Raw genomic sequence first — 21,201 nt, forward strand, 5'->3', positions numbered from 1 at the left:
ACCCCCACGTATCCCCACCATGACCATAAAGGGAACGGGCGGCCAGACCGGCCCAGACGGGTGACAGGTCCCGTTCCGGACGATTCATGTTGGCCAATTAACTTATACCCGTGACCGGCTTCGATACGGGTGCGGCCGCAAGGCTGCCAGTCGTTGCCCGGCAGGTCCAGTCAGACCTGCCACTAGGAAGGGGGTTTCGTCAGACCCTCTCTCGGGGCGGGCCTTGCCAGACTCGCCCACTACTTTCGACGCGTTACCCCGCCAGTGCCGAGGACGAACCTCGCCGTCACGACAACGCTTAGGGTAGTGCCTCTCGCAGTCCAGAACATGACGACGAGCGACTGGGGAGACTGGCTCCCGCGTGCGGTCGAATCGGCGACACCCGACAGTATCGCAGTCTGGTATCTGGGCTGTAACGGCTTCGTGCTCAAGGCGAGCGACGGCACCACCGTGTTCATCGACCCCTACGTGGGCCTCGGTAGCCCGCCGCGGACGATTCGGATGATTCCGGTCCCCTTCGACCCCGAAGACGTCGAAGAAGCCGACGCCGTCTTCGCGACGCACGAACACTCTGACCACGTCGACGGGCCGAGTCAGGCACCCATCCTCGAACGGACCGGCGCGACCTACTACGGCCCGGACGACAGCCTCGCCGTCGCCCGCGAGGACCAGGCGTGGGAAGACGACTACGACCTGACCGACGACCAGTTCCACGAAGTCACCGAGGGCGACACCCTCGAAATCGGCGGCTTCACCGTCTACGTCGAAGTCGCACACGACCCCGACGCGACCCACCCCGTGAGCTACGTCTTCGAACACGACGGCGCAACCGTGTTCCACGGCGGCGACACGAAACCTAGCGACGAGTTCACGCGCGTGGGCGAAGACTACGACATCGACCTCGGCATCCTCGCCTTCGGGTCGGTCGGCACCATCCCGGACAAAGAGACCGGCGAACCGGTCCGCACCCGCTGGTACAGCGACGAGAACCAGATCATCGAGGCCGCCCACGACCTCCAACTCGACCGCTTGCTCCCGAGCCACTGGGACATGTGGAAGGGCTTGACTGCCGACCCGAGTGCCCTCCACGAACACGCCCGGAGTTTCGCGTACCCAGAGCGACTCGACGTGGTGGAAATCGGCGACCACGTCGACGTCTGAACAGAGACCGTTTTTCGCTGCTGAATCTCACGGTGGCGACGACAGTCGTCACAATCACTCCGGCGCGCGCTGGCTCGCGTCTCGAAGAGCGAGGCGACGCAGTCGCCTCGTGGCGAACGGGGAGCGAAGCGACCCGTGAGTCGAAGAGCGCGAGCCGATATCGCGCGAGGGATGAGCGGTGTGGAGGGAACGTAGTGACCGACACACCGCGAATCGGATGGGGAGGTAGTGGCTGCGGTATCCACCGTCGTGATTCGTGAACGACTTCTCGAACACAGTCCCGCTGACGACGACCGAACCGAAACACGACACCGACGATAGCACGAAACGCTTTGTACTCCACGGCCTACCTGCCGGACATGAGTCTGCTGTCACTCGGTCTCGTTCTCCTCGTGGTGGCGGCCCTGGTGGGGTCACTCGCTGTCGTGGTCGCCCTCGACCGCCCGGGTGGAACGTGGGGCCAGCGACTGCGGTCACGACTGGTGATGGGCGTCCCGTGGGGGACGCTCGTCGTCGTCACGCTCGTCGTCGCCAACTACCTCGTCGTACAGGACGGCTGGAACCACTGGCATCGGCCCATCACGCTCCCGTTCCGGGCGTGGTCGTACCTCTACCCGACCGGGATGTTCTTCGCGCCGTTCTCCCACGCCGACGCGGGCCACCTGACCGGGAACATGATTGCGACGCTCATCCTCGCGCCCATCGCCGAGTACGCGTACGGGCACTTTCCCGAAGACCGCGGGACGGCGTCGTTCGCCTCGCTAGGGTCGAACCCGTTAGTTCGCGCGCTGGTGATCTTCCCCGGTGTGACGTTCGCGGTCGGCCTCCTGACCTCCGTCTTCGCGCTCGGGCCGGTCATCGGATTCTCGGGCGTCGTGTTCGCGTTCGCCGGGTTCGCGCTCGTTCGGTATCCGATGACGACGCTCGTGGCGATTCTCGGCGGGCAGCGACTCCTCTCGCTGCTGTACAGTACGCTGCAACAGCCCATCGTCACGGCGAGTGCGACCCCGTCCCCGCCGAGTCCACCGTGGTGGGCGGGCATCGCGATTCAGGGCCACGCGCTCGGGTTGTTCATCGGTATCTTGCTCGGCGTGGTCGTCTTCTTCGGCCGGGACGACCGCCCGAGTGCGCTGCGGCTCTGGCTCGCAGTACTCTTCTTCGCGGTCTCGAAGAACCTCTGGGCAATCTACTGGTACCTCGGCGACGAGCGGTTCCAGTTGTTCCGCGGCCCGGGACTGGCACTCGTCGCCGTGCTGGCCATCGTCGTCGCCAGCGCGCTCCACCTCAGAGAGCGCGACCTCTCGTCGTTCACACCGCGCTCCGCGTCGTTGGTGGTGCTCGTCATCGTGACGGCACTCATGGTGGGCGCAGCGGTTCCGGTCAACCTCATGACCGTCAGTGACGGGAGCGTCCCCGGTGACTCGGTCGAGGTGCGCGACTACGAGGTCACGTACGCGGAGAACGTCCAGAACCAGATGGTCTCCGTCATCGATATCGACGCGCTCGGGCAGACGACGAACGTCAGTTCTTCAGGCGTCATCGTCTCCAGTGAGGGACGCAACATCTGGTATCAGGACGTCTCACGCGGGCGGCTGGCGTACAGCGGCCGAGCGACCGTCCGCCTCGGCGGCGTCGGCTGGCGCGAGACCGTCACCGTCACGCGAGACGGCTGGTCGGCGGTCGGCGGCGGGAAGACGTATCGGGTCTTCCTCCACCCACCGGAAGGCGAGAAGCGACTGGTCTTCACGGCGGGCAACGCGACCACGGAGGCACAGCTCGGTGGCAAGAACGTCTCCGTCGCAGCGACGGAACAGGGGTACGAGGTATTGGTGAGTCAGAACGGGACGGTCCTCGACCGCGCTGGGGTTCCGCAGGGGAACCAGACGGCGACGCTCTCGGGCATCACGTTCGTGCGTGACAACCGGAAGAACGGCGGCGACCGAATCTACGCGGTGCTCGACGGGACGAAGGTGCGCGTGTTCGTGAAAGAGACGTACAAGTAGTGACTGCAGACTCGAGGGAGCGCGGCCGAGTCCGGTCTCCGATTTTCAGCCGGACCACTCGATACGGAACACTTCCGTGTCGATGGTCTTCGTTTCCTCGTCGTGGAAGTCGAACTGTCTGTCGAGGTCTAACTCCGCCGCGAACGCGTGGGTCACCTCGCCACCCTCGTCGTCGGCGAAGGACTCGACGAACTCCCGGCTCCCGCCGTTGTGGATGGAGTAGGACACGTCGGCGATGCCGGCGGCGGCGTCGAGGAACGCCCGGTCCGCGTGGACGTTGTCGCGCTGTGCGCCGAAGGGTGGGTTCATCACCACGGTCACGGGGTCGTCCGTCGCGGGACAGAGCGGCGGGCGAGTCGCGTCGGCACAGCACCAGTGAATCGTCGCGTTCGCACCGATGCGACGCTCGTTCTCTCGCGCCGTGCCGAGTGCGTCACGGTCCACGTCGACGCCGACGACGCGACGTGCGCCGCGGAGTGCCGCGCCAAGGGCAAGCATCCCGGTGCCGGTACCGAGGTCGACGACGGTTCGGTCAGCTACGTCGCCTTCCATGTCGGCGACGTGAATCAGCGACGCCGCGACTTCCGGCGGCGTCGGATACTGTTCGAGGGCGACGCTTGGCGAGTCGAACCCCGCGACCACGCCGAGTTGCTGCGCGAGTGCGCGCCGTGTACTCATCGCTCGTGACTCAGACGTCGACGGTGATGGGTGCATCGAGTTCGAACGCGAGGCCCTCTCGCTGCGCACGCTCGGCACACGCCGACAGCGCCGGACGAACCTTCTCTGGGTTCGCCACAGTCTCGCAGTGGACCGAGACGGTCCCCACGCCGAGGAACGACGCGGCGCGGACGAGCCCACGCACGCGGTCGGCCTCGCGCTGCGTTTCGAGCGAGCAGTCCTCGGCGAAACTCGCGCGCACGTCGAGGACGGTCGGGACGTAACCCGCCTGCGTCAGTTCCTGTTTGAGGTCCCGGAGATACTCCGGAGCGGTCGATTCCAGGGTTTCCGCATCGAGGCGCACCGGCTGGGTGTCCTCGGGTCGACAGTGTTCGATGGCTCGTTCCACGTTCGGAGACGGCGTCGCGCTCATGACGATAGTGCATACTTGGTAGGAATACAAAAAGGTTTGTGTATGTCCAGAAGTTATATCGTGTCGATTGGCGCACTGTTCGACTACGATACATCAATCGAAGCCGTGAGAGAATGGAACACGCTTATTATTCCGGGGATTTAGAACCGTGTATGAAACAGTGCCCGCGGTGTGATTCGTCACTCAGCCACTACGCGCTGAGGGACGTCGAGGCGTACGGGTGCGACAGCTGTGGGTGGGTGGGAGTCGACGTGGAACATCGGTCCGAACCGGTCCGTATCGAATCGTGGCAGGACGCGATGTCGCGGTTCTACCAGAAGTTCCGCTACGAAGAGTTGCCCGAACACGCCCAGAAGCTCGAACGGGTCGAAGCCGAGCGCAAGGCCGCAATCGCGGGGAACGAAGCGGAAACGGAATCGGAAACGGACGCGACGAGCACCGCCGACGAGGACCCCGACGACGTGGCGGACGAACCGCAACCGACTGCTGCTGTGGAGACGACCGCCGACGAAGCAGCAGCGGACACCGACGACGTGGACGACGAGGATACCGTGGACGACGACACACTCGAACGAGAGCCAGCACCGACCCACGCCGAGTGAGTGCTGTCGGCCGACTGTTCTCCCGAACGATAGACGGTGAGCGGCGCGACTGCGCATAGAGACGAGCCGCCACAGGAGAGTTGGCAGGACGGGCGAGTAGTGTCGTGACTGCTGACGTCGGCGTCGAAAGAATTCGGGTACAGGTGACCGCTTATTCGTCTGCGGCCGGCGCTTCGGCTTCCTGCTCGCGCTCGTCGACGTCCTCGTCGGAACGGGCTGCGACCAGCGAGCCACGGGCGACCGAGTACAGCGGTTCGCTCGCGTGCTGGACGCCACTGATGGAGAACGGGATGTTCGCGTCTTCGAGGTGGTCACGGAACAGTTCCTCGAACCCGCTCGGGCTGGAGGTACCGCCGGTGACGACGACCGGCACGTCGAGCCCTTCCTCGATATCTTCTTCGTCCACCTCGCGGACGACGTTCTCGATGACGTAGTCCAGCAGGTTCTCGTAGTAGATGCTGAGTGCACCCTCGACGCCACCAACGTCGGTCGTGAAGTCCAGTTCGAAGTCGTTCTCCTTGATGGAGGTGACCTTGTCGACGGGCGTGCCCGTCGCCTGCGCGGCCTGCTCGTCCACCCAGTCGCCACCCCGGGCGACGGAGAACTTCATGACCGGCACCGCGTAGTACGCGAGACAGACGTTCGTCATCCCCGCACCGAAGGAGATGCCGAGTCCCGTGAAGTTGTTGTCGGCCAGTTCGGAGTAGATGACCGACATACCCTCGTTGATGGGTTCGGCGTCGTAGCCCATGTTCGAGAGGAACGACTCGATGGTCTTCTGGTGGTAGAGTGTGCTCAGGCTGGAGTCACTCGGGTCGGCCGGGACGGAGAAGTAGAGCTTCTCGTCCGGGTAGTTCGGCTCGCCGACGACCTGTTCGATGATGAGCTTCATCATCGGGATGGCCGACTTCTCCTGACTGGAGAGGATGCCGTGCTTCATCGGCCGTCGCGTGTTCTTGTTGAAGATGTTCGCGAAGTTCAGGGCGTCGTCTCCCACCACGTACACCTTGTCGTCCTTGCGGATGTGGAGGACTTCCGACCGCGACAGCATCTGCTCTGCCATATCGGAGTACTCGATTTCCACGAAGGAGTTTCGCTGCTGTACGAACACCGTGTCGTTACCATCCTGCTGCGCCGACAGGATATTCATCGTGCCAACGTCAAGGCCCTTAGCCATATTTGTCCATTTCCAACCTACCGTATAATAAAACTATGTGAAATTATTTCTGCATTAACAGGCTTCAAATAAAGGCTTGCTTCTAGAAACGTGTTGTGGCCGCCGGTGTCGGGTCTTCTACCGGAGTAATCGGTCATTACGTCGTGGGTCGCGCCAGTTCCGTCCGGGCCGACCTTCGGCCGCCCCACACGAAAATGTGGTATTTCGTCAACAAATTTTGCTGTGCGTACCAGTCGGCCCACTGATGGTCGTCTGAAACCAATCGGGCCCAGCCTCGCCAGCGTCTTCCGTCGAGAACAGACTGGACACGAAGACGTTGCTCGCAGTCGTCTGGAAAAGCGTCCCAAGAAACAGGTACAAGCGGTTCGGCTGGTCAGCGACCGAGCGCTTGCTTTATCCGACCGAAGAAGCTGGTCGCCGCCTTCGACCCACCGGCACTGCCGAGCGAGGCCTCCTCGTGCTTGCGCTCCTGTTCGCGCTGTTGTCGTTCGCGAAGCTCTTTCAGCTTCGCCGTCTGGTCGTCGACGGTAGAGTGCGACGTCTCGGTCTTCTTCTGCCCGCCTTTCATCGCTTTGAGATTCGCGATTTGCGAGTCCACGCCTTGCGAGCGCGTGACAGTTGCGGTGTTCTGGCTGAATCCCGAGGCGTCGATCTCCTCGTCGACGTCGAACTGGAGTCGGCGGTGTTCGGTCTTCTCGACGCCGCCCCACGAGAGGTTCACGCCGTCCATCGCGCTGTCGATGTCGGCTTGAATCTCCTCGTCGGAGTAGTGTTCGCTCTCCTCTTCTTCCTCGGCGTCCGCCGGGTGGAAGTCCGCCGGGTCTGGCTTGCGGTAGCGTTCGAGCTGGTCCGCGACGAGCGCGGCCCCGGTCGAGCCGACGACGAGCGTCAGGCCAACCGCGTACACCGCGACGACCGGCAGCGCGTAGTCGGTTCCATCGGTGACGTTCCAGTTCGCCGGATACGCGACGAGCCAGAAGAACCCGACCGCAGCCACGTCGACGGCCGCTCCCACCACGGAGGCGTACACCGCACGTCGTTCGACCGGCAAGAGGACGACGATACCCAGGATGAGCGTCGGCAGCGAGAGCATCCCGAAGCCGAACGCCGGGCCGGCCAGTTGGGTGTACTCCGCCGACCGCGCCTGGTACGAACTGGCCCACACGAACAGTCCCAGCGCGGCGAGCGCGAGCGCGATGCCGCCGAAGAACAGCCCGAATCCCAGATAGACGTCTGTCTCCTCTTCCGGTTCACCGATGTACTGCTTGTACAGGTTGTACAGTATGTTGTCCGGAGGTCCATCCCCAGCGAGGCCCTCCGTCTCGTCTGTTGCCTCGTCTGACATTGTGCCTCATTACAGGGTCATCTATGAAGACTGTTTGGTTACTCTTATCAAACTTGAAAAAAGTCGAACGGGCGGTGCGTCAGACGCGCGTCAGACGACTCAGTCCTTGCGCTTGACGACGTCGCCGAGCGTCTGGGTGGTTCCCGAGGAGTCGCTACTCCAGTCGGTGTCGTCCTCGCTGCTGCCACCGGCGTTCAGACTGATGGCGAGGAATTTTTCGAGTTTCTTCTGCATCCGGTCGGAGGGGAGCGTGTCGCCGCGTTCGAGTTTGCGGACGAGACTCGCCTTCTCGTTGAGTTCGTTGGCGAGTTGTTCCTGACTCAGGCCCTTCCCCTCGCGAGCCTTTCGGATGCGAGAGTCGTAGTCCTGGGCGATTTCGTCCATATCGTCGAACATATCCGAGCGACGGCGCGACCCGCCGGACGAACCCGACGACCCGGACGAGCCGCTGGATTTCGAGGAGGAAGAAGAACTAGACGAGCTGGTCGAATACTTCGTCGACCCGCTGGAGGTCTGCTGCGTGCGGACCTCGGTCCCGAAGTCGGCGCAGTTGCTGCAGACGTCGAGTTCCGCGCCTTCGACTTTCACCGTCTTCGGCTGCGACGTATCAGCACCACACATCTCACACTGAACCATGTCCGTGTGTTGACCGCCAGCAATGATAAAAGGTCCGCCGTGGCGGTTTGGGCCTCGTCCGAATACCCGGAGAACACCGCGCAGACATCAAAATTCCCCGACAAGAACGCTGGTAAACTGACCGACTCGACGGCTCAGGACAGCACCTTCCACGCACCCCAGAACCGCTGGAGTGCGGTGAGGTGGCCGACGACGGCGAACACGACGAGCAGCCAGCCGACGACGGTCAGGCCGTAGAACGACGCCGTGACGAACGCGGCGAGATAGCCCACGAGGCCAGAGAGCGCAAGGCGGTCCGCGCGGCCGAGGTAGCCCGCGTACACCCGGCCGACGCCGACGGCCTGTGCCTGCGTGCCGAGGTAGGAGGTCATCAGGACGCCGGTCACGGCGGCCATCCCGATGTCGTACCGGCCGATACCGGCGGCGAAGCCAGCGATGATGACGAGGTCGGCGTACCGGTCCAATACGTGGTCGAGCATGTCGCCTGCGTCACTGGCCACGTCCTGGGCCCGGGCGAGTTCGCCGTCGACGATGTCGAGCCACCCGTTCAGTGCCACACAGGTCGCGCCGATAGCGTACCAGATGGGGTCGCCGCCGCCGAGCGACTCGAACTCTGGTCCAGCGAAGCCGAACGCACCGCCCGCGGCGACGGCCAGCGCGAACGCGATGAGGCTGACCCCGTTGGGCGAGAGGCCGACCGCGTCGGCCGCGCGGACCCACGGGTCGAGGAAGGAACCGATTCGAGGGCGGAGTTGGTCGAGCGTCATAGGTAGTCGATGAAGTCCACGTCGCCTGCACTCGGTTCGCGCTCGCCGCGGACGACCGCTGCGATGTCGGTGGCTACGTCCTCTGGGTCGCGCTCGGTCGTATCTATCTCGTAGACGTTCTCGACGCCGTGGCGGTCGACCGCCTGCGAGAGCACCACGTCGAGGGCCTCGCTCTCGGCGTTCTCGTGGGCTTTCGACTCCGTCTCGCCCCGGTCGAGCAGGCGTTCTTTCAGGTCTTCGGGCGCACAGCGCAGCACGACCACGCATTCGGCGTCGAGGTAGTGTGCGAGGTGCGAGTCGAGGACCACGTCGTCGCGGTCGCCGACCCAGTCGGCGAGTGCGTCGAGGTCCACGACGACCGAGTCGCGCTCCTCGTCGACCTCGTCGTACAGTTCCTCGCGCTCGATGACCTCGTTGAGGTGGACCACGTCGAGGGCGAACTCGTCGTCGCCCGCGAGCAGGTCCGTCGCCGTCGTCTTGCCCGTCCCGGGTGTACCAGTGACGACGACTCTCACCGCGACAGCACCTCGTTTAGGACGGTGACCGCTTCGCGGGTTTCCTCTTCGGTGCCGCAGGTCACGCGTACACAGCCCGGTAGGCCGAAGCTGGTGCAGTCTCGCACGATGAGACCCTCGCGCTGTGCCTCTTCGAAGACGGTCGCGGCAGCCTCGGAACCGCGGGCGTCGGAGACGTCCACGAGGACGAAGTTGCCCTCGCTCTCGAATACGGGAGCGTCGAGTTCGTCGCGCATGTACTCGCGTGCCCACTGTGCGGTTTCGACCGACTTCTCGACGTGCTCGTCGTCGTCCATGGCGGCCAGTCCGGCCCGGCAGGCCAGTTCACTGGCGGCGAAGGGCGTGTTGACTCGCGCGTAGGCGTCGGCCCATTCCTCGGGGACGATGGCGTAGCCGAGGCGGATCCCGGCGAGGCCGTAGGCCTTCGAGAAGGTTCGCAGGATGGCCACATCGTCGCGGTCGTCGAGCAGCGTTCGTGCGCTCTCTGTCTCGGCGTACTCGCCGTAGGCTTCGTCGACCACGACGAGCGTGTCGTCGTCGGTCTCCGCGGCGATGGTCTCGACCGCGTCCAGCGAGAACGTCCCGCCAGTCGGGTTGTGCGGGCTGGTGAGGTAGACGACGCGCTCGTCGTCGTACTGGCTGAGGACCGTCTCTGCGTCGAGCGCGAAATCGGGCCGCGACAGGTCGTACTCTGCCACGTCGCCGTGGTGGAACCGGGCGCTCATCCCGTAGTAGGCGAAGCCGGGGTTCGGCACGAGGACGGTGTCGCCCGGTTCGAGTGTCGCACGTGCGAGGTAGTCGAGCGCGCCGTCGCCGCCGTTGGCCAGCCAGACCTGCGCCGGGTCGCAGTCCCAGCGGTCCGCGATGGCGGCAGTGAGGTCGGCGTGCGCCGCCTTCGGGTACGACGAGATGCCCGGGGCCGTGTCCTGAATCGCTTCGATAGCGTCTGGAGACGGGCCGTGCGGGTTCTCGTTCGACGCGAGCTTCGTGAGGGTCGCCGGGTCCACGCCGAGGTCCCGAGCGACCTCCTCGATGCCGCGCCCCGCCTGATAGGCGACGTGGGCCGAGAGGTCGCGTGGTTGCATGTGCGGGGAAACCGGCCGCGGGGCCTTAATCGGCCCGGTCCGTCGCGGAACTGCCCTCTTGGCCGCTGAACACTGGGTTCGGTGGTTCGTCAGCGGTCCTCGGCGCGCGCCCGGGCCTGCTGAATCACCGGCGGTCGGCCGCGAATCTCGATACTGACCGATTCACCGTACTCCACCGACTCGACCGTCGCGTGGTCGTGACACCACGAGAGGAACCGCATCGTCTCGTCGTCGTTCGGTAGCTCGAACTCGGCAGTCTCACACGGGAGTTCGGCGACGACACGGTCGCACAGGGCGTCGAGGCCCACGTCTTCGGTCGCGCTCACGGCGACTGGGTCAGGGGCGAGGTCGGCCAGTGCGTCCCGTTTCGCGGCGAGGTCAGCGTCGTCGACACGGTCTGCCTTGTTGAACGCCGTGACGACGGTCGAATCCGTGTCGAATTCGGCGTGGCACGTCTCGATTCGGTCCCGTAACTCGTCGACAGGCTGGCTGGCGTCGACGACGAGGACGACCACGTCCGCGTCGCGGACTTCGGTCAGGGTCGAGCGAAACGCTTCCACGAGGTCGTGCGGCAAGTCCTGGATGAAGCCGACCGTGTCGCTGACGAGGACGCGGCGGCCGTCGATGGTCGCCCGGCGCGTCGTGGTCTCCAAGGTCTTGAACAGGCGGTCTTCCATCGCCGCGGTCTCGTCGAGGTCGGCGTGTCCCTGCGCTGCATCGAGCGATAGTTCGTCGGCGAGTCGATGGAGCAACGTCGACTTCCCGGCGTTCGTGTAGCCCGCGAGCGCGACGAAGTCGAAGCCGTCGTCGCGCTTTCGGTCGCGGCGTGGGTAGCTCTCGTCGGGCAGTGCCTGTAGTTTGTTGTGCGCTCGGTCGATGCGCTGTTTGATCTCCCTGACCCACTCGCCCTCCGGGTCGCGGATAGTCTGCAGTCCCTGCCACTCCTCGTTTCGTCGCTGTTCCTCGCGCCTACGATGGAGTTCGTGGTTCAAGCGAGCGAGCTTTACCTGCAACTGCGCTCGTTTCGTGTTCGCGCCCGCCTCGAAGATGTCGAGGATGAGGCGATAACGGTCGCGGACCTCGACGCCGTCGGGGAGACGGTCGGTGAGGTTGAACAGTTGTGCGGGCGTGAGGCGGTTGTCGACGACGACCGTGTTCGCGTCGGTCTCCTGTAGGGCAGCGTCGACTTGGTCGACCTTGCCCGGGCCGAGGTTGTACGTAGCGTCCTCGGGCCGGGTCTGCGTGAGGATTCGTGCAACCTCGAAGCCGGCGGCTTCGGTGAGGGCCTCGATTTCGGCCGTGTTCGGCTGGTTGTCGTCGGTTCTGGCTGCGATTAGTGACTGTCGTGACATCGTGTACTGGTCGCTGTGTGGTCTGGTAGTGGGGCGATGAACGACGGGCCGCTGTACGAATCGGGTGGCTGACGGGAGCGCTGACTCGGCGAAGTCACCACGAACGGCCCCGTCGCTCGGGGCGTTCGAAAAACGAGGGCGACGACTCGACGACGGCTACTCGCGACTGCGAGGCTGTCGAGCAGTGCGGTCCCTCGTCAGAATTTAAATAGGGTCTCCATTCGACCTATCGGAAACCAATCTGGCAAAGAACATAAATCCTCGGTCGGGGTGAGAGTCGCTCGCATGCTCCGGATTCGCTGCTGGTTCACTCGGGGCGAATTCGACCTTCTTCTGCTGATTTTCCAACTATTCTGCTGCCAGAACCGTGGGCGAGCCGAGACATATGTACTGTATTTCGCTATACGAAATTGAGTCTGTTCTCTCAAGACGGCCAGTGTCTGAAACAGGTCAAAGCTGGCCGGAGAACCGTCGTCGCCGCTATCGGCTTGCGAGAACGGCTTGACACAGGAGACGAGTGGCCGGAAGACGCGCGTCTGGGAGTCCCGGTCCGGGACCGTCGCGGCAGTCGCTACAACGTCTTGTCGAGACGGTCCGCCAAGCGGAGCGACAGCGCCGCGATGGTCAGCGTCGGGTTTAACGCCCCACCAGTCACGAAGACCGACGACGACGCGACCCAGCAGTTGTCGAGGTCGTGGGTCCGACAGTCTGAGTCGACGACGCTCGATGCCGAGTCGGTCCCCATCCGCGTCGTCCCCATGTGGTGGAACGCCGGCCCAGTGTTCTCGGGGCCGACTTCCCACTCGACCTCGGCACCGAGTTCGGCCATGATGGCCTGTTGCTTCTCGACGGCGGCCGCGACGGTCCGGCGGTCGCGCTCGCTCAGCGACCACTGGATGTCCGGCACCGGGTTCCCGTGGTCGTCGGTCACATCCGGGTTCAACGTCACGCGATTCTCTTTCCGGGGCTCTTGCTCGCATAGACCGGTGACTTCTAGATACGACCCGTATGCGTCGCGGAGTTCCGTCAACAGGTCGTCGCCCCACGCGGCCTCGGTGTCGTCGTCGAGTGCCAGGCGACTCGGTGCTGGCCCGGCGTAGTTCGAGAACTCCAGTTTGTACGGGCCGCGGTCCGCGTCGGCGTCGGCGGTGTCGTAGAACTGGTGGCTCTCGCTCGTGATGAAGCCGACGTGCTTCTGGCGCGTCTCGCGGTCGACGCGGCCGCCGACGCGCGCGCCGAGGTGGTCCATGAAGTACCGACCAACGAGGCCCGACGAGTTGGCGAGGCCGTCGGGATACTGTTCCGAGCGCGAGAGCAACAGGAGCCGCGGAATCTCGATACCGCCAGCAGCGAGGACGAACTGTCTCGCCTCTTGTCGGTGTTCCTCGCCGTCTGGCGTCGCGTACACGGCTGCTTCGAGCGTCTCTCCAGCCGAGCCGTGTTCGAGTCGCTGGACTGGTGCGCGGTCGATGACCGTCGCTCCGGCTTCTTCCGACCGTGCGATGTGGACCGTCGCGTCGTACTTCGCACCGGAGGGACAGACTGGCTTGCAGGTCCCGTAGCCCTGACACGGCGAGCGCCCGTCGAACGCCTCACTGTTACGTGCATTTGGGGCGGTGTGCGTCGCGATTTCGAGTGTCTCACACGCCTCGGCGAAGATGGCGTCCGAGTGAGACGGCGGGAACGCCGGCATCGGGTACGGTTCCTCGCGTGCGGGCGCGAAGGGGTTGTCGTCGGCTCCGGCGACGCCCAATTCTGTCTCTGCTTGCGAGTAGTACGGCTGGAGGTCGTCGTAGCCGATGGGCCAGTCGGCCGCCACGCCGTCCCTGCTCTCGCGCGCGAAGTCGGCGTCGTGGAGTCGGTACACCATCCCTTGCCAGTGGAGCGTCGTGCCGCCGATGCCCTTCACGCGCGAGTGATTGAGCGGGTAGTGCTGCTCGCCCGAGTTCGTGAAGGCGTCGCGCTCGCCGCCCATGTCCCAGATAGATTCGGGCCCGTGGGTCGGGCGAATCTGGCGTTCCATCCGTTCGAGACGGTCAGCCGGGTCGAATCGCGGGCCAGCGTCGAGGACCACGACATCGTGCCCCGCCTCCGCGAGCTGGGCGGCGACGAGCGCACCCGCTGGGCCCGCGCCGACGATACAGACGGCTGCGCGTGGTTCGGGTGACCGGTCCAGATTCGACGACGACGGTTCGCTCACGACTCTGGCCCCCGCTGGTAACTTTCGGTCCCGCCTGGGTGGCCGACCGGGTTTTCGATACCGACGAGTTCGCCACCCGTCGGCGACGTGTAAAAGGCGTACAGCAGTTCGTTCACGACGTAGTAGCGAACCTGCGAGGCGGTCGTTCCGTCGGGGTCTGGCTCTACCCCGTCGACACCCATCGAGCGCAACACGCTATCGCGGGCGCCGGGTTCGAGTTCTGCAAACGGGCCGTCTTCCCACCGTGTCGCGCGGTCGTCGACGACGGCGAGCGCCGCCGCCATGCCCTCGCGATAGTCAGGCCGACCGTCGGTCCGCCCCGCAACGTACGTCCGGACGAACTCGTCGACACCGGAGACCTCGCTCGGGTAGACGACTTCTGCGACGGCGACTAGCGTCTCTACGTCGACCTCGGCGTCGACCCGGTCCTTGGCGTCGCGGAGGCTGGACTGCGAGAGGGCTGCTGCGCCGGTCCCGACGACGATGCCGGCCGAGGTGAGCGCCGCGAGCGCGTCCCGTCTCGTGAGTTCCATCTTGGCCGGATGTAGGCGACAGCGCGCTTAAGGACTGGGGATTTCGACGGTGTGTTCCAGCCGACCCACGCCCTCGACTTCGACAGCGACCTCGTCGCCGTCTTCGAGGTTGCCGACGCCCTCGGGTGTCCCGGTGGCGATGACGTCGCCCGGTTCGAGCGTCATGTACGTCGTAATCTCTTCGACGAGGTCTCGCACCGAGAAGATCATCTGCTGGCGCGAGCCGTCCTGTCGCAACTCGCCGTTGCAGTACGACCGGACGTACGCGTCGTCGGGCACCTCGTCGGGCGTCGCCAGCACCGGGCCGACCGGGGCCGCGCCGTCGAACGCCTTCCCGCGGACCCAGTTCGTTTCCTCGCGCTGGTCGTCGCGGTTCGACAGGTCGTTCACGCAGGTGAAGCCCGCCACGTAGTCCATCGCGTCTGCTGCGGCGACGTTCCGCGCCTGCTCGCCGACGACGACGCCGAGTTCCGCCTCGAAGTCCAGTCGATCCTTGCCGGCCGGCAGGGTGACCCTGCTTCCGTGCGACGAGAGCGTGTTCGGCGGTTTCAGGAACAGTAGCGGTCTGTCGGGCACATCGCTGTCCATCTCGGCCGCGTGGTCGGCGTAGTTGCGCCCGACACAGACGATTTTGCTCGGTTCGCAGGGTGGGAGAACGGTGACGTCGTCCTGTTCGTACTCGCTACTTGCTGCTCGAATCGTCCCGTCGTCCCACTCGCCTGTCCGGGTCGCCCCGGCAGGGTCGCGGAACCGTACGCGCTTCATGGCTGGGTGTCATCGTCTCGCGTGTTAAGGATTGAGGACCCGGCGACTCAGCGTGTCTCTGTCTCCCAGACGGCGACCGGAACGACAGGTTTAAAATTACTCACCGGGAATCAACGAATGCGCTCGGTTGGTGTAGCCCGGCCAATCATTTCGGCCTTTCGAGCCGATGACACGGGTTCAAATCCCGTACCGAGCACTTTTCCGAGGAATCGACGACTGAGCACCGCGTATCGTGTGTTCACCCCGGAGGATTACTCGGCGACCTGCCCGACGGCGGAAGACGATTTACTGGCGGCCGCTGCGTACAGTTCTTAGCTGAGTGACCAAATCGTTATCACCCACGACGGAGAGTGGAAAACATCCGATGTCGATGGAGTCCATGTACCCGACTGCGTACGATACGTACTTCGTCTACTGGGCCAGCGCCGCCGTTGGGGTGGCCGCGTTCGGCGTCTCTCTCGGGATGTGGTACGCCGCCGGGACGAGCGTCGGACTGACAGTCGCGAAGTCGCTGCTCGCAGCGAGTGCGTACGGCCTCACTGTGTTCGCCTTGCTGTCGTGCTGGCGGATGCTTCGAGAGTGGGAAGACGACTGGTGACGGCGAACGCAGACTCGTCCCAGAGTTACCCATGGCTCTTCAGTACACCATCTCGGTGTCGGCGCTCGCACCGTGAATCCGAGGCAGCAACCCACCGAGGAACACGCCGGTGGCGACGCCAGCCGCGGCACCGAGGACGAGTCCACCGATTGGATTCATCGAGAGCGACCACGCCGCCGTCAGGCCGGTCAGTGCACCGACGACGAGGCCGATACCGAGACCGACGGCCTGCGGACTCATCGACGGGGCAGTGTCGGGCCGCGAGTCGATGTACCAGCCGACGAGGATGCCGGTGAGTGCGCCGCCGCCCGCGCCGTAGACGATACCGTGCGTGATGGCCACGTCGGCCAGCAGCGTCGCGAGGATGCCGACGAACGCACCGAAGCCGACACCGATGCCGATGCCGCTTCCTGCGGCAGGAAACCGGGATGCAGTCTGTGTCTTCATGTGCGTGTGTAGGCAGTCTGCGAGCATCTACGCCGACGCTGATTCTCCGGCGCTGAGAACGGCTGGTGGCGATGAGTGCGAACCAGTAACTCTTTTGTGACCGCTAGAGAGTCACGAGCAACGGCACGAACCATGACTACGCAGGGTGACTCAGATTCGGGCGACGCCGTCGAGACCGACGGGGGGACGTCGTTCGTCGAGTACGGCATCGAGGACGAACCACCGCTGACCACGTCGGTACTGCTGGGTGTCCAGCACTACCTGACGATGGTCGGTGCGAACATCGCGGTCCCGCTCATTCTCGCCGGGGCGATGGGGATGCCCGGACCCGTGACGGCGAAGTTCGTGGGCACGTTCTTCGTCGTCTCCGGCATCGCGACGCTGTGCCAGACGACCATCGGGAACCGCTACCCAATCGTGCAGGGGGCACCGTTCTCGATGCTCGCACCGGCACTGGCCATCGTGGCGACTGCGCCCGCGCTTCCAGGAAGCGCCGGCTGGGAGAGCAAACTACTGTTCTTACAGGGGGCCATCATCGCCGCGGCGGCGACCGAGGTGTTCATCGGCTACCTCGGCATCGTCGGCCGGTTACGCCGCCTGCTCTCGCCGGTGGTCGTCGCGCCGACCATCGCACTCATCGGTCTCTCGCTGTTCAACGTTCCACAGATAACCGCTGCCGACCAGAACTGGTGGCTGCTCGGCTTGACCGTCGGCCTGGTCGTCCTCTTCTCGCAGTACTGGGGTGACAGACACAAGGTGTTCGACCTGTTCCCAGTGCTGCTCGCTATCGTCATTGCGTGGCTCGTCGCGGCGCTGCTCAGCGTCTCGGGCGTCATTTCGTCCGGCGCGAAGGGCTACGTCGACCTGTCGGCGGTGACCGACGTGTCGCTCGTCTTCGCCATCTACCCGCTCCAGTGGGGGATGCCCCGGTTCGAACTCGCGTTCGCCATCGGGATGTTCGCGGGCGTGCTGGCGTCCATCATCGAGAGCTTCGGCGACTACCACGCCGTCGCCAGACTCACGGGCACCGGCGCACCGAGTGAGTCGCGCATCAATCACGGTATCGGGATGGAAGGCCTGATGAACGTGTTCGCGGGCATCATGGGTGCAGGGGGCTCGACCTCCTACTCCGAGAACATCGGGGCCATCGGCCTCACGGGTGTGGCCTCCCGACGCGTCGTACAGGTCGGCGCGGCCGTGATGCTCGTCGTCGGCTTCTTCGGCCCGTTCGGCCAGCTCATCGCCACGATTCCGGACCCCATCGTCGGTGGCCTGTTCGTCGCGATGTTCGGCCAAATCGTCGCGGTCGGCCTCTCGAACCTGAAGTACGTCGACCTCGACTCCTCGCGGAACGTGTTCGTCATCGGCATCGCGCTGTTCACCGGACTCACGGTGCCGAACTACATGGGTGGATTGGAGGGCGTCGGCGCGCTCCAGTCCGGACTGGGAGATATCGCGCTCGTCGGTGGGATTCTCGGTACGCAGGCCGTCGCCAACACTCTGTTCGTCATCGGCGGCACCGGGATGGCCGTCGGCGGGCTCATCGCACTCGTGCTGGACAATACGATTCCCGGCACCGAGGAAGAACGCGGCGTCACGGCGTGGGAGGACATCGCGGAGGACGAGGACGACTTCGAGTCGGTCTGGTCGTAATCGGAACCCGCTACTATCGCTGTTCTCGGTCGAACCGGTGAGTACTGTTACGACGGCCTCTCGAAACCAAACTGATTACTCGGCGAAACTTTATGGGAGCAATGCGATAGCGTAGCAAATGCCCACTGCCGCCGCATCGGCACTCCGACGAGTCCACTGGTGGAGGCGATGAAGCAGGACGCCATCTACGTCGAGCGACCAGTCGACGGGTCCCTCGACGCGGTCTGGGAGCGGACCCAGCAGCCAGCCGAGCACGAACGGTGGGACCTCCGGTTCTCAGAAATCGAGTATCTCCCGCGAGACGGCGACGACGAACCGCAGCGGTTCACCTACGCGACGCGAATCGGGTTCGGACTGGGCGTCGAAGGGACTGGTGAATCGATTGCGACCACCGACGACGGCGGAACGACCACGTCTGTCCTCGAATTCCGCAGCGACGAGCGGCGTTCGCTCATCCGCTCTGGGCGCGGGCTCTGGCGATACGTGGAGACCGGCGACGGCGACGACCTGCGGTTTCTCACCGAGTACAACTACGAGACGCGCTGGGGACCGGTCGGGTCACTCGTCGACCGGTTCGTCTTCCGCCCGTTGATGGGCTGGGCGACGGCGCTCAGCTTCGACGTGCTCGCTCGCTGGGTCGAGGACGGGACGCCGCCGGAGACGAGTTTTCGCGCGATACTCGTCCACGCCGTCGCCCGAATCGGACTGGCCCTCATCTGGCTCTATCAGGGACTCGTCCCGAAATTGCTCGTCTCGCACCCGGCCGAGCGAGCGCCGTTCACCAGACTCGGCCTGGAATCGATGGCCAGCGAAGCAGTCATCGTTCTCGGAGTACTCGAAATCGCACTGGGCGTCGCGTTGCTCGCACGGTGGCGGTCGTCGTGGCTCCCTGCTCTCGCGGGCCTGCTACCGGTCTGCCTCGCGGCGGGCGCGCTAGTCTCGAATCCGTCGCTCGCGCTCGGCCCGTACAATCCGATCGTGCCCGCCATCGGGATGGCCGCGCTGGGCGTCATCGCTGCCCGTCTCGCCGAAAATATCCCGACCGCATCGAACTGTTTGCGGGTGTCACCCGAGCGATGACGAGTATCTTCCAACGCGCTCTCGGGTCGGCGTACTCGGCCCTCCATCCAGCGATTCAGAAACGGTACGCACTGACCAGCGAAGACGAGACGCGGTGTGTCGGGCGAGGAACGATGCGACACATCAGCAAGAACCGACTCGCACTACCGGTCCTCTGGGCTGGAACCGTCCGAAATCTCCTCTTTCCGGAGGGCGGAACCGACGTTCCGTTCGAGGTACGAACGTGCCCCTTCGACGACGGCGGCACCGAGACGGTCGCTTACATCAGACGCTTCGCGGTCGGTCCAGACCGTCGCTTCGACGCGTACATGCACTACGACGCGGACCGCGGTCGCATCGTGGACGCGCTCGGAACCAACCGTAGGCTCCACTCGGAACTCCAGTTTTCCGTGACTTCGGCGGGTGCGCTCCAAATCGAGACGGGCGCGCAGTGGGTGGCCGTCGCCGGTCGACAGGTGCCAGTTCCACGGCCGTTCCGTGCCGACATCGACGTGACCGAGCGATACGACGATGCGGAAGGGTGCTTCCAGATTTCGGTCGAGGTGTTCAATCCGCTCGTCGGGCGCGTCTTCGCGTACGACGGGAGTTTCACGGTGGAGTACGAGGACTGCGCTCGCTTGCGCCCCGAAGACGCGCCAGCGAACTGGCGTGGTCACTAATGGCGACAGACACAGCGGAGGCTGCGAGTGAGACTTCCTCGGTCCCGACTCTCGCCGACGCGAGTGCGGTTCTCGGTGCTGTCTGCTGGTGCGTACTGTTCGTTGCGGGACGCCTCGAACCGATACAAGCCAGCGTCGCACTCGCGCTGCTCGTGTCCGTACCCCTCGCTATCCGGGTCGTAGACACGCCTCGGCGTGACGGAACACGTTCCATGTGGTACCGATTTGCCGTGCTGAGTCAGCCGGTGGCGGCACTCTTCGGCGTCGTTTCGCTGACGACCAGCCCCGGACAGTGGGCGTTTCTGGCAGCACTTCCGTGGGCTGCGTCGATGGCGAGCGTGGCTGGCTTCGGTGCGTGGCGACTCCTCGGACGCGGCCCGTGGCCAGTCGAGGAACTAGTGGTCGACGCCGGACTCCTTTCGGTGCTGTTCGCTGGCGGCGCGTTGCTGTTCGACCGGGCTGGCTTCTCCGTGGTTTCTCAGACTACTGTCGCCCAGGTCCTCCACGTGGGCGCGCTCCTCCCAATCGTCGTAGGGCTCACGAGGAGGTACAGCGCAGGCAGGCAGCGACGGTCCTGGTTCGGGGGGACGGTCGCCGTTCTCACCGTGGCGGCTGGACTCGCATGGTTGGTGTCAGGACTCGTGGACGGCATCGACACCGAGTCGTTCGGCTTACTCCTCGCTTCCCACGGCCTCACAGTGGTGGCACTCGTCGGCTGGCGACTCGACATTCCCCAGTCACGAGCCAGACCACCGGGCATCCTGCTCAGTCGCATTCGTGGTGGCTGGAACATCGGCGCCGGTTTCCTCGAACGACGTGGAAAGACCGGCGACGCAGACGTTTCTGGGATGATGGGTACAGTCGAGGCGTACTCGACAGACAAGTTCGACCCGGACACGGTCGCTCCGTCGGTGCGTCGGTTCTTCGAACGCTCGGGCGAGTACGAACTGGCTGTCGACCCGAATTGGGCACTGCCGTGGCGACGACTCGCGGTGCTGTATCGGCCAGTCGCGACACGGATGCAGCAACTGTCGGTTCCGCTCGTCGCGGTCGACGATACGGCTGCACTGAGCGGGCGCGTCGTCGCAGTCGACAGTACCGACGAAGCGACCGGCGACCGGGCCTGGGTGCGGTCGAATTCGAATCGAGACCAAGTCCCGACCGAAGCTCGGATGACGTACGTTGGCGTCTACGACCAGTACGATGGTCCGAATCGGTCGTTCCTGCGCGTCGCCTTTCCGCTGCCGGGCTGTAACCTGTCCGGAGTTCTCCGCGTCGAAAACGGTGGAAGCGACAGCGATGCCCTCGTCCTCTCGTCGTTCGCAGCACCCGGCAACACCGACGATGCCGGACTGTATCTCGCTGTTCGTGGCTTCGGTGTTCGACTCCCACTCGACGAGACGCTCGTCGTCGAGCCAGCCGAGTCGGAAGGGGTCGTTACCGCGACCCACCGCGTCGAAACACTCGGGATGCGAGTATTCACGCTCCAGTATCGGATTCGGTTGGGAGCCGAGTGATTTCTCGTGGAAGAAT

Annotated in this window: 21 protein-coding genes and 1 tRNA gene; 9 read left to right on the forward strand and 13 right to left on the reverse strand. The window is 64.7% G+C overall.

The features are described from left to right. The first annotated feature begins 327 nt into the window (after positions 1-327). Positions 328-1,161 carry an MBL fold metallo-hydrolase gene (locus tag ACSC1P_RS00315; RefSeq protein WP_435358129.1) on the forward strand — a complete coding sequence of 278 codons (834 nt, stop codon included), beginning with the start codon at positions 328-330 and terminating at the stop codon, positions 1,159-1,161. A gap of 359 nt (positions 1,162-1,520) precedes the next feature. Next, entirely contained in the window at positions 1,521-3,164 is a 1,644-nt protein-coding gene (locus ACSC1P_RS00320) for a rhomboid family intramembrane serine protease (protein WP_435358130.1), read from the forward strand. A gap of 45 nt (positions 3,165-3,209) precedes the next feature. On the opposite strand, the gene ACSC1P_RS00325 is transcribed toward ACSC1P_RS00320, so the two are convergent. Beyond that, complete coding sequence (locus tag ACSC1P_RS00325) at positions 3,210-3,842, reverse strand: METTL5 family protein (RefSeq protein ID WP_435358131.1); 633 nt, start codon at positions 3,840-3,842, stop codon at positions 3,210-3,212. A 10-nt stretch (positions 3,843-3,852) separates the two neighbouring features. Further along, the gene (locus ACSC1P_RS00330; RefSeq protein ID WP_435358132.1) at positions 3,853-4,254 is read right to left on the reverse strand and encodes a DUF7961 family protein; all 402 of its coding nucleotides are present in this window, start codon (positions 4,252-4,254) and stop codon (positions 3,853-3,855) included. Between the two features lie 152 nt (positions 4,255-4,406). Between ACSC1P_RS00330 and ACSC1P_RS00335 the strand changes: the two genes are divergently transcribed. Then, positions 4,407-4,856 (forward strand): TFIIB-type zinc ribbon-containing protein, encoded by a 450-nt coding sequence (locus ACSC1P_RS00335; RefSeq protein WP_435358133.1) that lies wholly within the window; start codon positions 4,407-4,409, stop codon positions 4,854-4,856. Positions 4,857-5,007: 151 nt separating this feature from the next. Here the strand turns inward: ACSC1P_RS00335 and ACSC1P_RS00340 are convergent, their stop codons facing one another. From ACSC1P_RS00340 to ACSC1P_RS00385, 10 genes are all read right to left on the reverse strand, one after another. Next, on the reverse strand, positions 5,008-6,033 hold the full coding sequence (locus ACSC1P_RS00340; protein ID WP_435358134.1) for a disk-shape morphogenesis protein volactin: 1,026 nt from the start codon (positions 6,031-6,033) through the stop codon (positions 5,008-5,010). A gap of 373 nt (positions 6,034-6,406) precedes the next feature. Beyond that, positions 6,407-7,378, reverse strand: coding sequence for a cell division protein CdpA domain-containing protein (locus ACSC1P_RS00345; RefSeq protein ID WP_435358135.1), 972 nt, complete (start codon positions 7,376-7,378; stop codon positions 6,407-6,409). Between the two features lie 99 nt (positions 7,379-7,477). Then, positions 7,478-8,014, reverse strand: coding sequence for a multiprotein bridging factor aMBF1 (locus ACSC1P_RS00350; protein WP_435358136.1), 537 nt, complete (start codon positions 8,012-8,014; stop codon positions 7,478-7,480). 134 nt (positions 8,015-8,148) lie between these two features. Then, positions 8,149-8,781, reverse strand: coding sequence for a CDP-alcohol phosphatidyltransferase family protein (locus ACSC1P_RS00355; protein ID WP_435358137.1), 633 nt, complete (start codon positions 8,779-8,781; stop codon positions 8,149-8,151). Continuing rightward, positions 8,778-9,296 carry an adenylate kinase family protein gene (locus ACSC1P_RS00360; protein WP_435358138.1) on the reverse strand — a complete coding sequence of 173 codons (519 nt, stop codon included), beginning with the start codon at positions 9,294-9,296 and terminating at the stop codon, positions 8,778-8,780. The genes ACSC1P_RS00355 and ACSC1P_RS00360 overlap by 4 nt, the downstream gene beginning before the upstream one ends. Further along, positions 9,293-10,381 carry a histidinol-phosphate transaminase gene (hisC, locus tag ACSC1P_RS00365; RefSeq protein ID WP_435358139.1) on the reverse strand — a complete coding sequence of 363 codons (1,089 nt, stop codon included), beginning with the start codon at positions 10,379-10,381 and terminating at the stop codon, positions 9,293-9,295. The genes ACSC1P_RS00360 and hisC overlap by 4 nt, the downstream gene beginning before the upstream one ends. Positions 10,382-10,470: 89 nt before the next feature. Beyond that, positions 10,471-11,733, reverse strand: coding sequence for a GTPase HflX (hflX, locus tag ACSC1P_RS00370; protein WP_435358140.1), 1,263 nt, complete (start codon positions 11,731-11,733; stop codon positions 10,471-10,473). A gap of 571 nt (positions 11,734-12,304) precedes the next feature. Beyond that, positions 12,305-13,933 carry a GMC family oxidoreductase gene (locus tag ACSC1P_RS00375; protein WP_435358141.1) on the reverse strand — a complete coding sequence of 543 codons (1,629 nt, stop codon included), beginning with the start codon at positions 13,931-13,933 and terminating at the stop codon, positions 12,305-12,307. Continuing rightward, positions 13,930-14,466, reverse strand: coding sequence for a gluconate 2-dehydrogenase subunit 3 family protein (locus tag ACSC1P_RS00380; RefSeq protein WP_435358142.1), 537 nt, complete (start codon positions 14,464-14,466; stop codon positions 13,930-13,932). Before ACSC1P_RS00380 ends, ACSC1P_RS00375 begins: the two co-directional genes overlap by 4 nt. 27 nt (positions 14,467-14,493) lie before the next feature. Then, positions 14,494-15,231 carry a fumarylacetoacetate hydrolase family protein gene (locus tag ACSC1P_RS00385; RefSeq protein ID WP_435358143.1) on the reverse strand — a complete coding sequence of 246 codons (738 nt, stop codon included), beginning with the start codon at positions 15,229-15,231 and terminating at the stop codon, positions 14,494-14,496. A gap of 121 nt (positions 15,232-15,352) precedes the next feature. On the opposite strand from ACSC1P_RS00385, the gene ACSC1P_RS00390 reads away from it, so the two are divergent. Both ACSC1P_RS00390 and ACSC1P_RS00395 read left to right on the forward strand, forming a co-directional pair. Then, positions 15,353-15,427, forward strand: a tRNA-Glu gene (locus ACSC1P_RS00390). A gap of 168 nt (positions 15,428-15,595) precedes the next feature. Continuing rightward, positions 15,596-15,829 carry a hypothetical protein gene (locus tag ACSC1P_RS00395; RefSeq protein WP_435358144.1) on the forward strand — a complete coding sequence of 78 codons (234 nt, stop codon included), beginning with the start codon at positions 15,596-15,598 and terminating at the stop codon, positions 15,827-15,829. Positions 15,830-15,868: 39 nt separating this feature from the next. Here ACSC1P_RS00395 and ACSC1P_RS00400 read toward each other — a convergent pair whose 3' ends face one another. Further along, positions 15,869-16,276: a hypothetical protein gene (locus ACSC1P_RS00400; protein WP_435358145.1), complete on the reverse strand. Its 408-nt coding sequence runs from the start codon at positions 16,274-16,276 to the stop codon at positions 15,869-15,871. Between the two features lie 132 nt (positions 16,277-16,408). Here ACSC1P_RS00400 and ACSC1P_RS00405 point away from each other — a divergent pair, with 132 nt between their 5' ends. The 4 genes from ACSC1P_RS00405 (at position 16,409) to ACSC1P_RS00420 (ending at position 21,185) form a co-directional block, all read left to right on the forward strand. Beyond that, the gene (locus ACSC1P_RS00405) at positions 16,409-17,929 is read left to right on the forward strand and encodes a uracil-xanthine permease family protein (protein ID WP_435358146.1); all 1,521 of its coding nucleotides are present in this window, start codon (positions 16,409-16,411) and stop codon (positions 17,927-17,929) included. Positions 17,930-18,097: 168 nt separating this feature from the next. Beyond that, positions 18,098-19,009, forward strand: a complete 912-nt coding sequence (locus ACSC1P_RS00410; RefSeq protein ID WP_435358147.1) for a DoxX-like family protein — start codon at positions 18,098-18,100, stop codon at positions 19,007-19,009. After that, on the forward strand, positions 19,006-19,668 hold the full coding sequence (locus tag ACSC1P_RS00415) for a DUF4166 domain-containing protein (RefSeq protein ID WP_435358148.1): 663 nt from the start codon (positions 19,006-19,008) through the stop codon (positions 19,666-19,668). The genes ACSC1P_RS00410 and ACSC1P_RS00415 overlap by 4 nt, the downstream gene beginning before the upstream one ends. After that, positions 19,668-21,185, forward strand: a complete 1,518-nt coding sequence (locus tag ACSC1P_RS00420) for a YndJ family transporter (protein ID WP_435358149.1) — start codon at positions 19,668-19,670, stop codon at positions 21,183-21,185. The genes ACSC1P_RS00415 and ACSC1P_RS00420 overlap by 1 nt, the downstream gene beginning before the upstream one ends. Positions 21,186-21,201: the final 16 nt, after the last annotated feature.

This window comes from Haloarchaeobius caseinilyticus, assembly GCF_051207395.1.
Classification (GTDB): Archaea; Halobacteriota; Halobacteria; order Halobacteriales; family Natrialbaceae; genus Haloarchaeobius.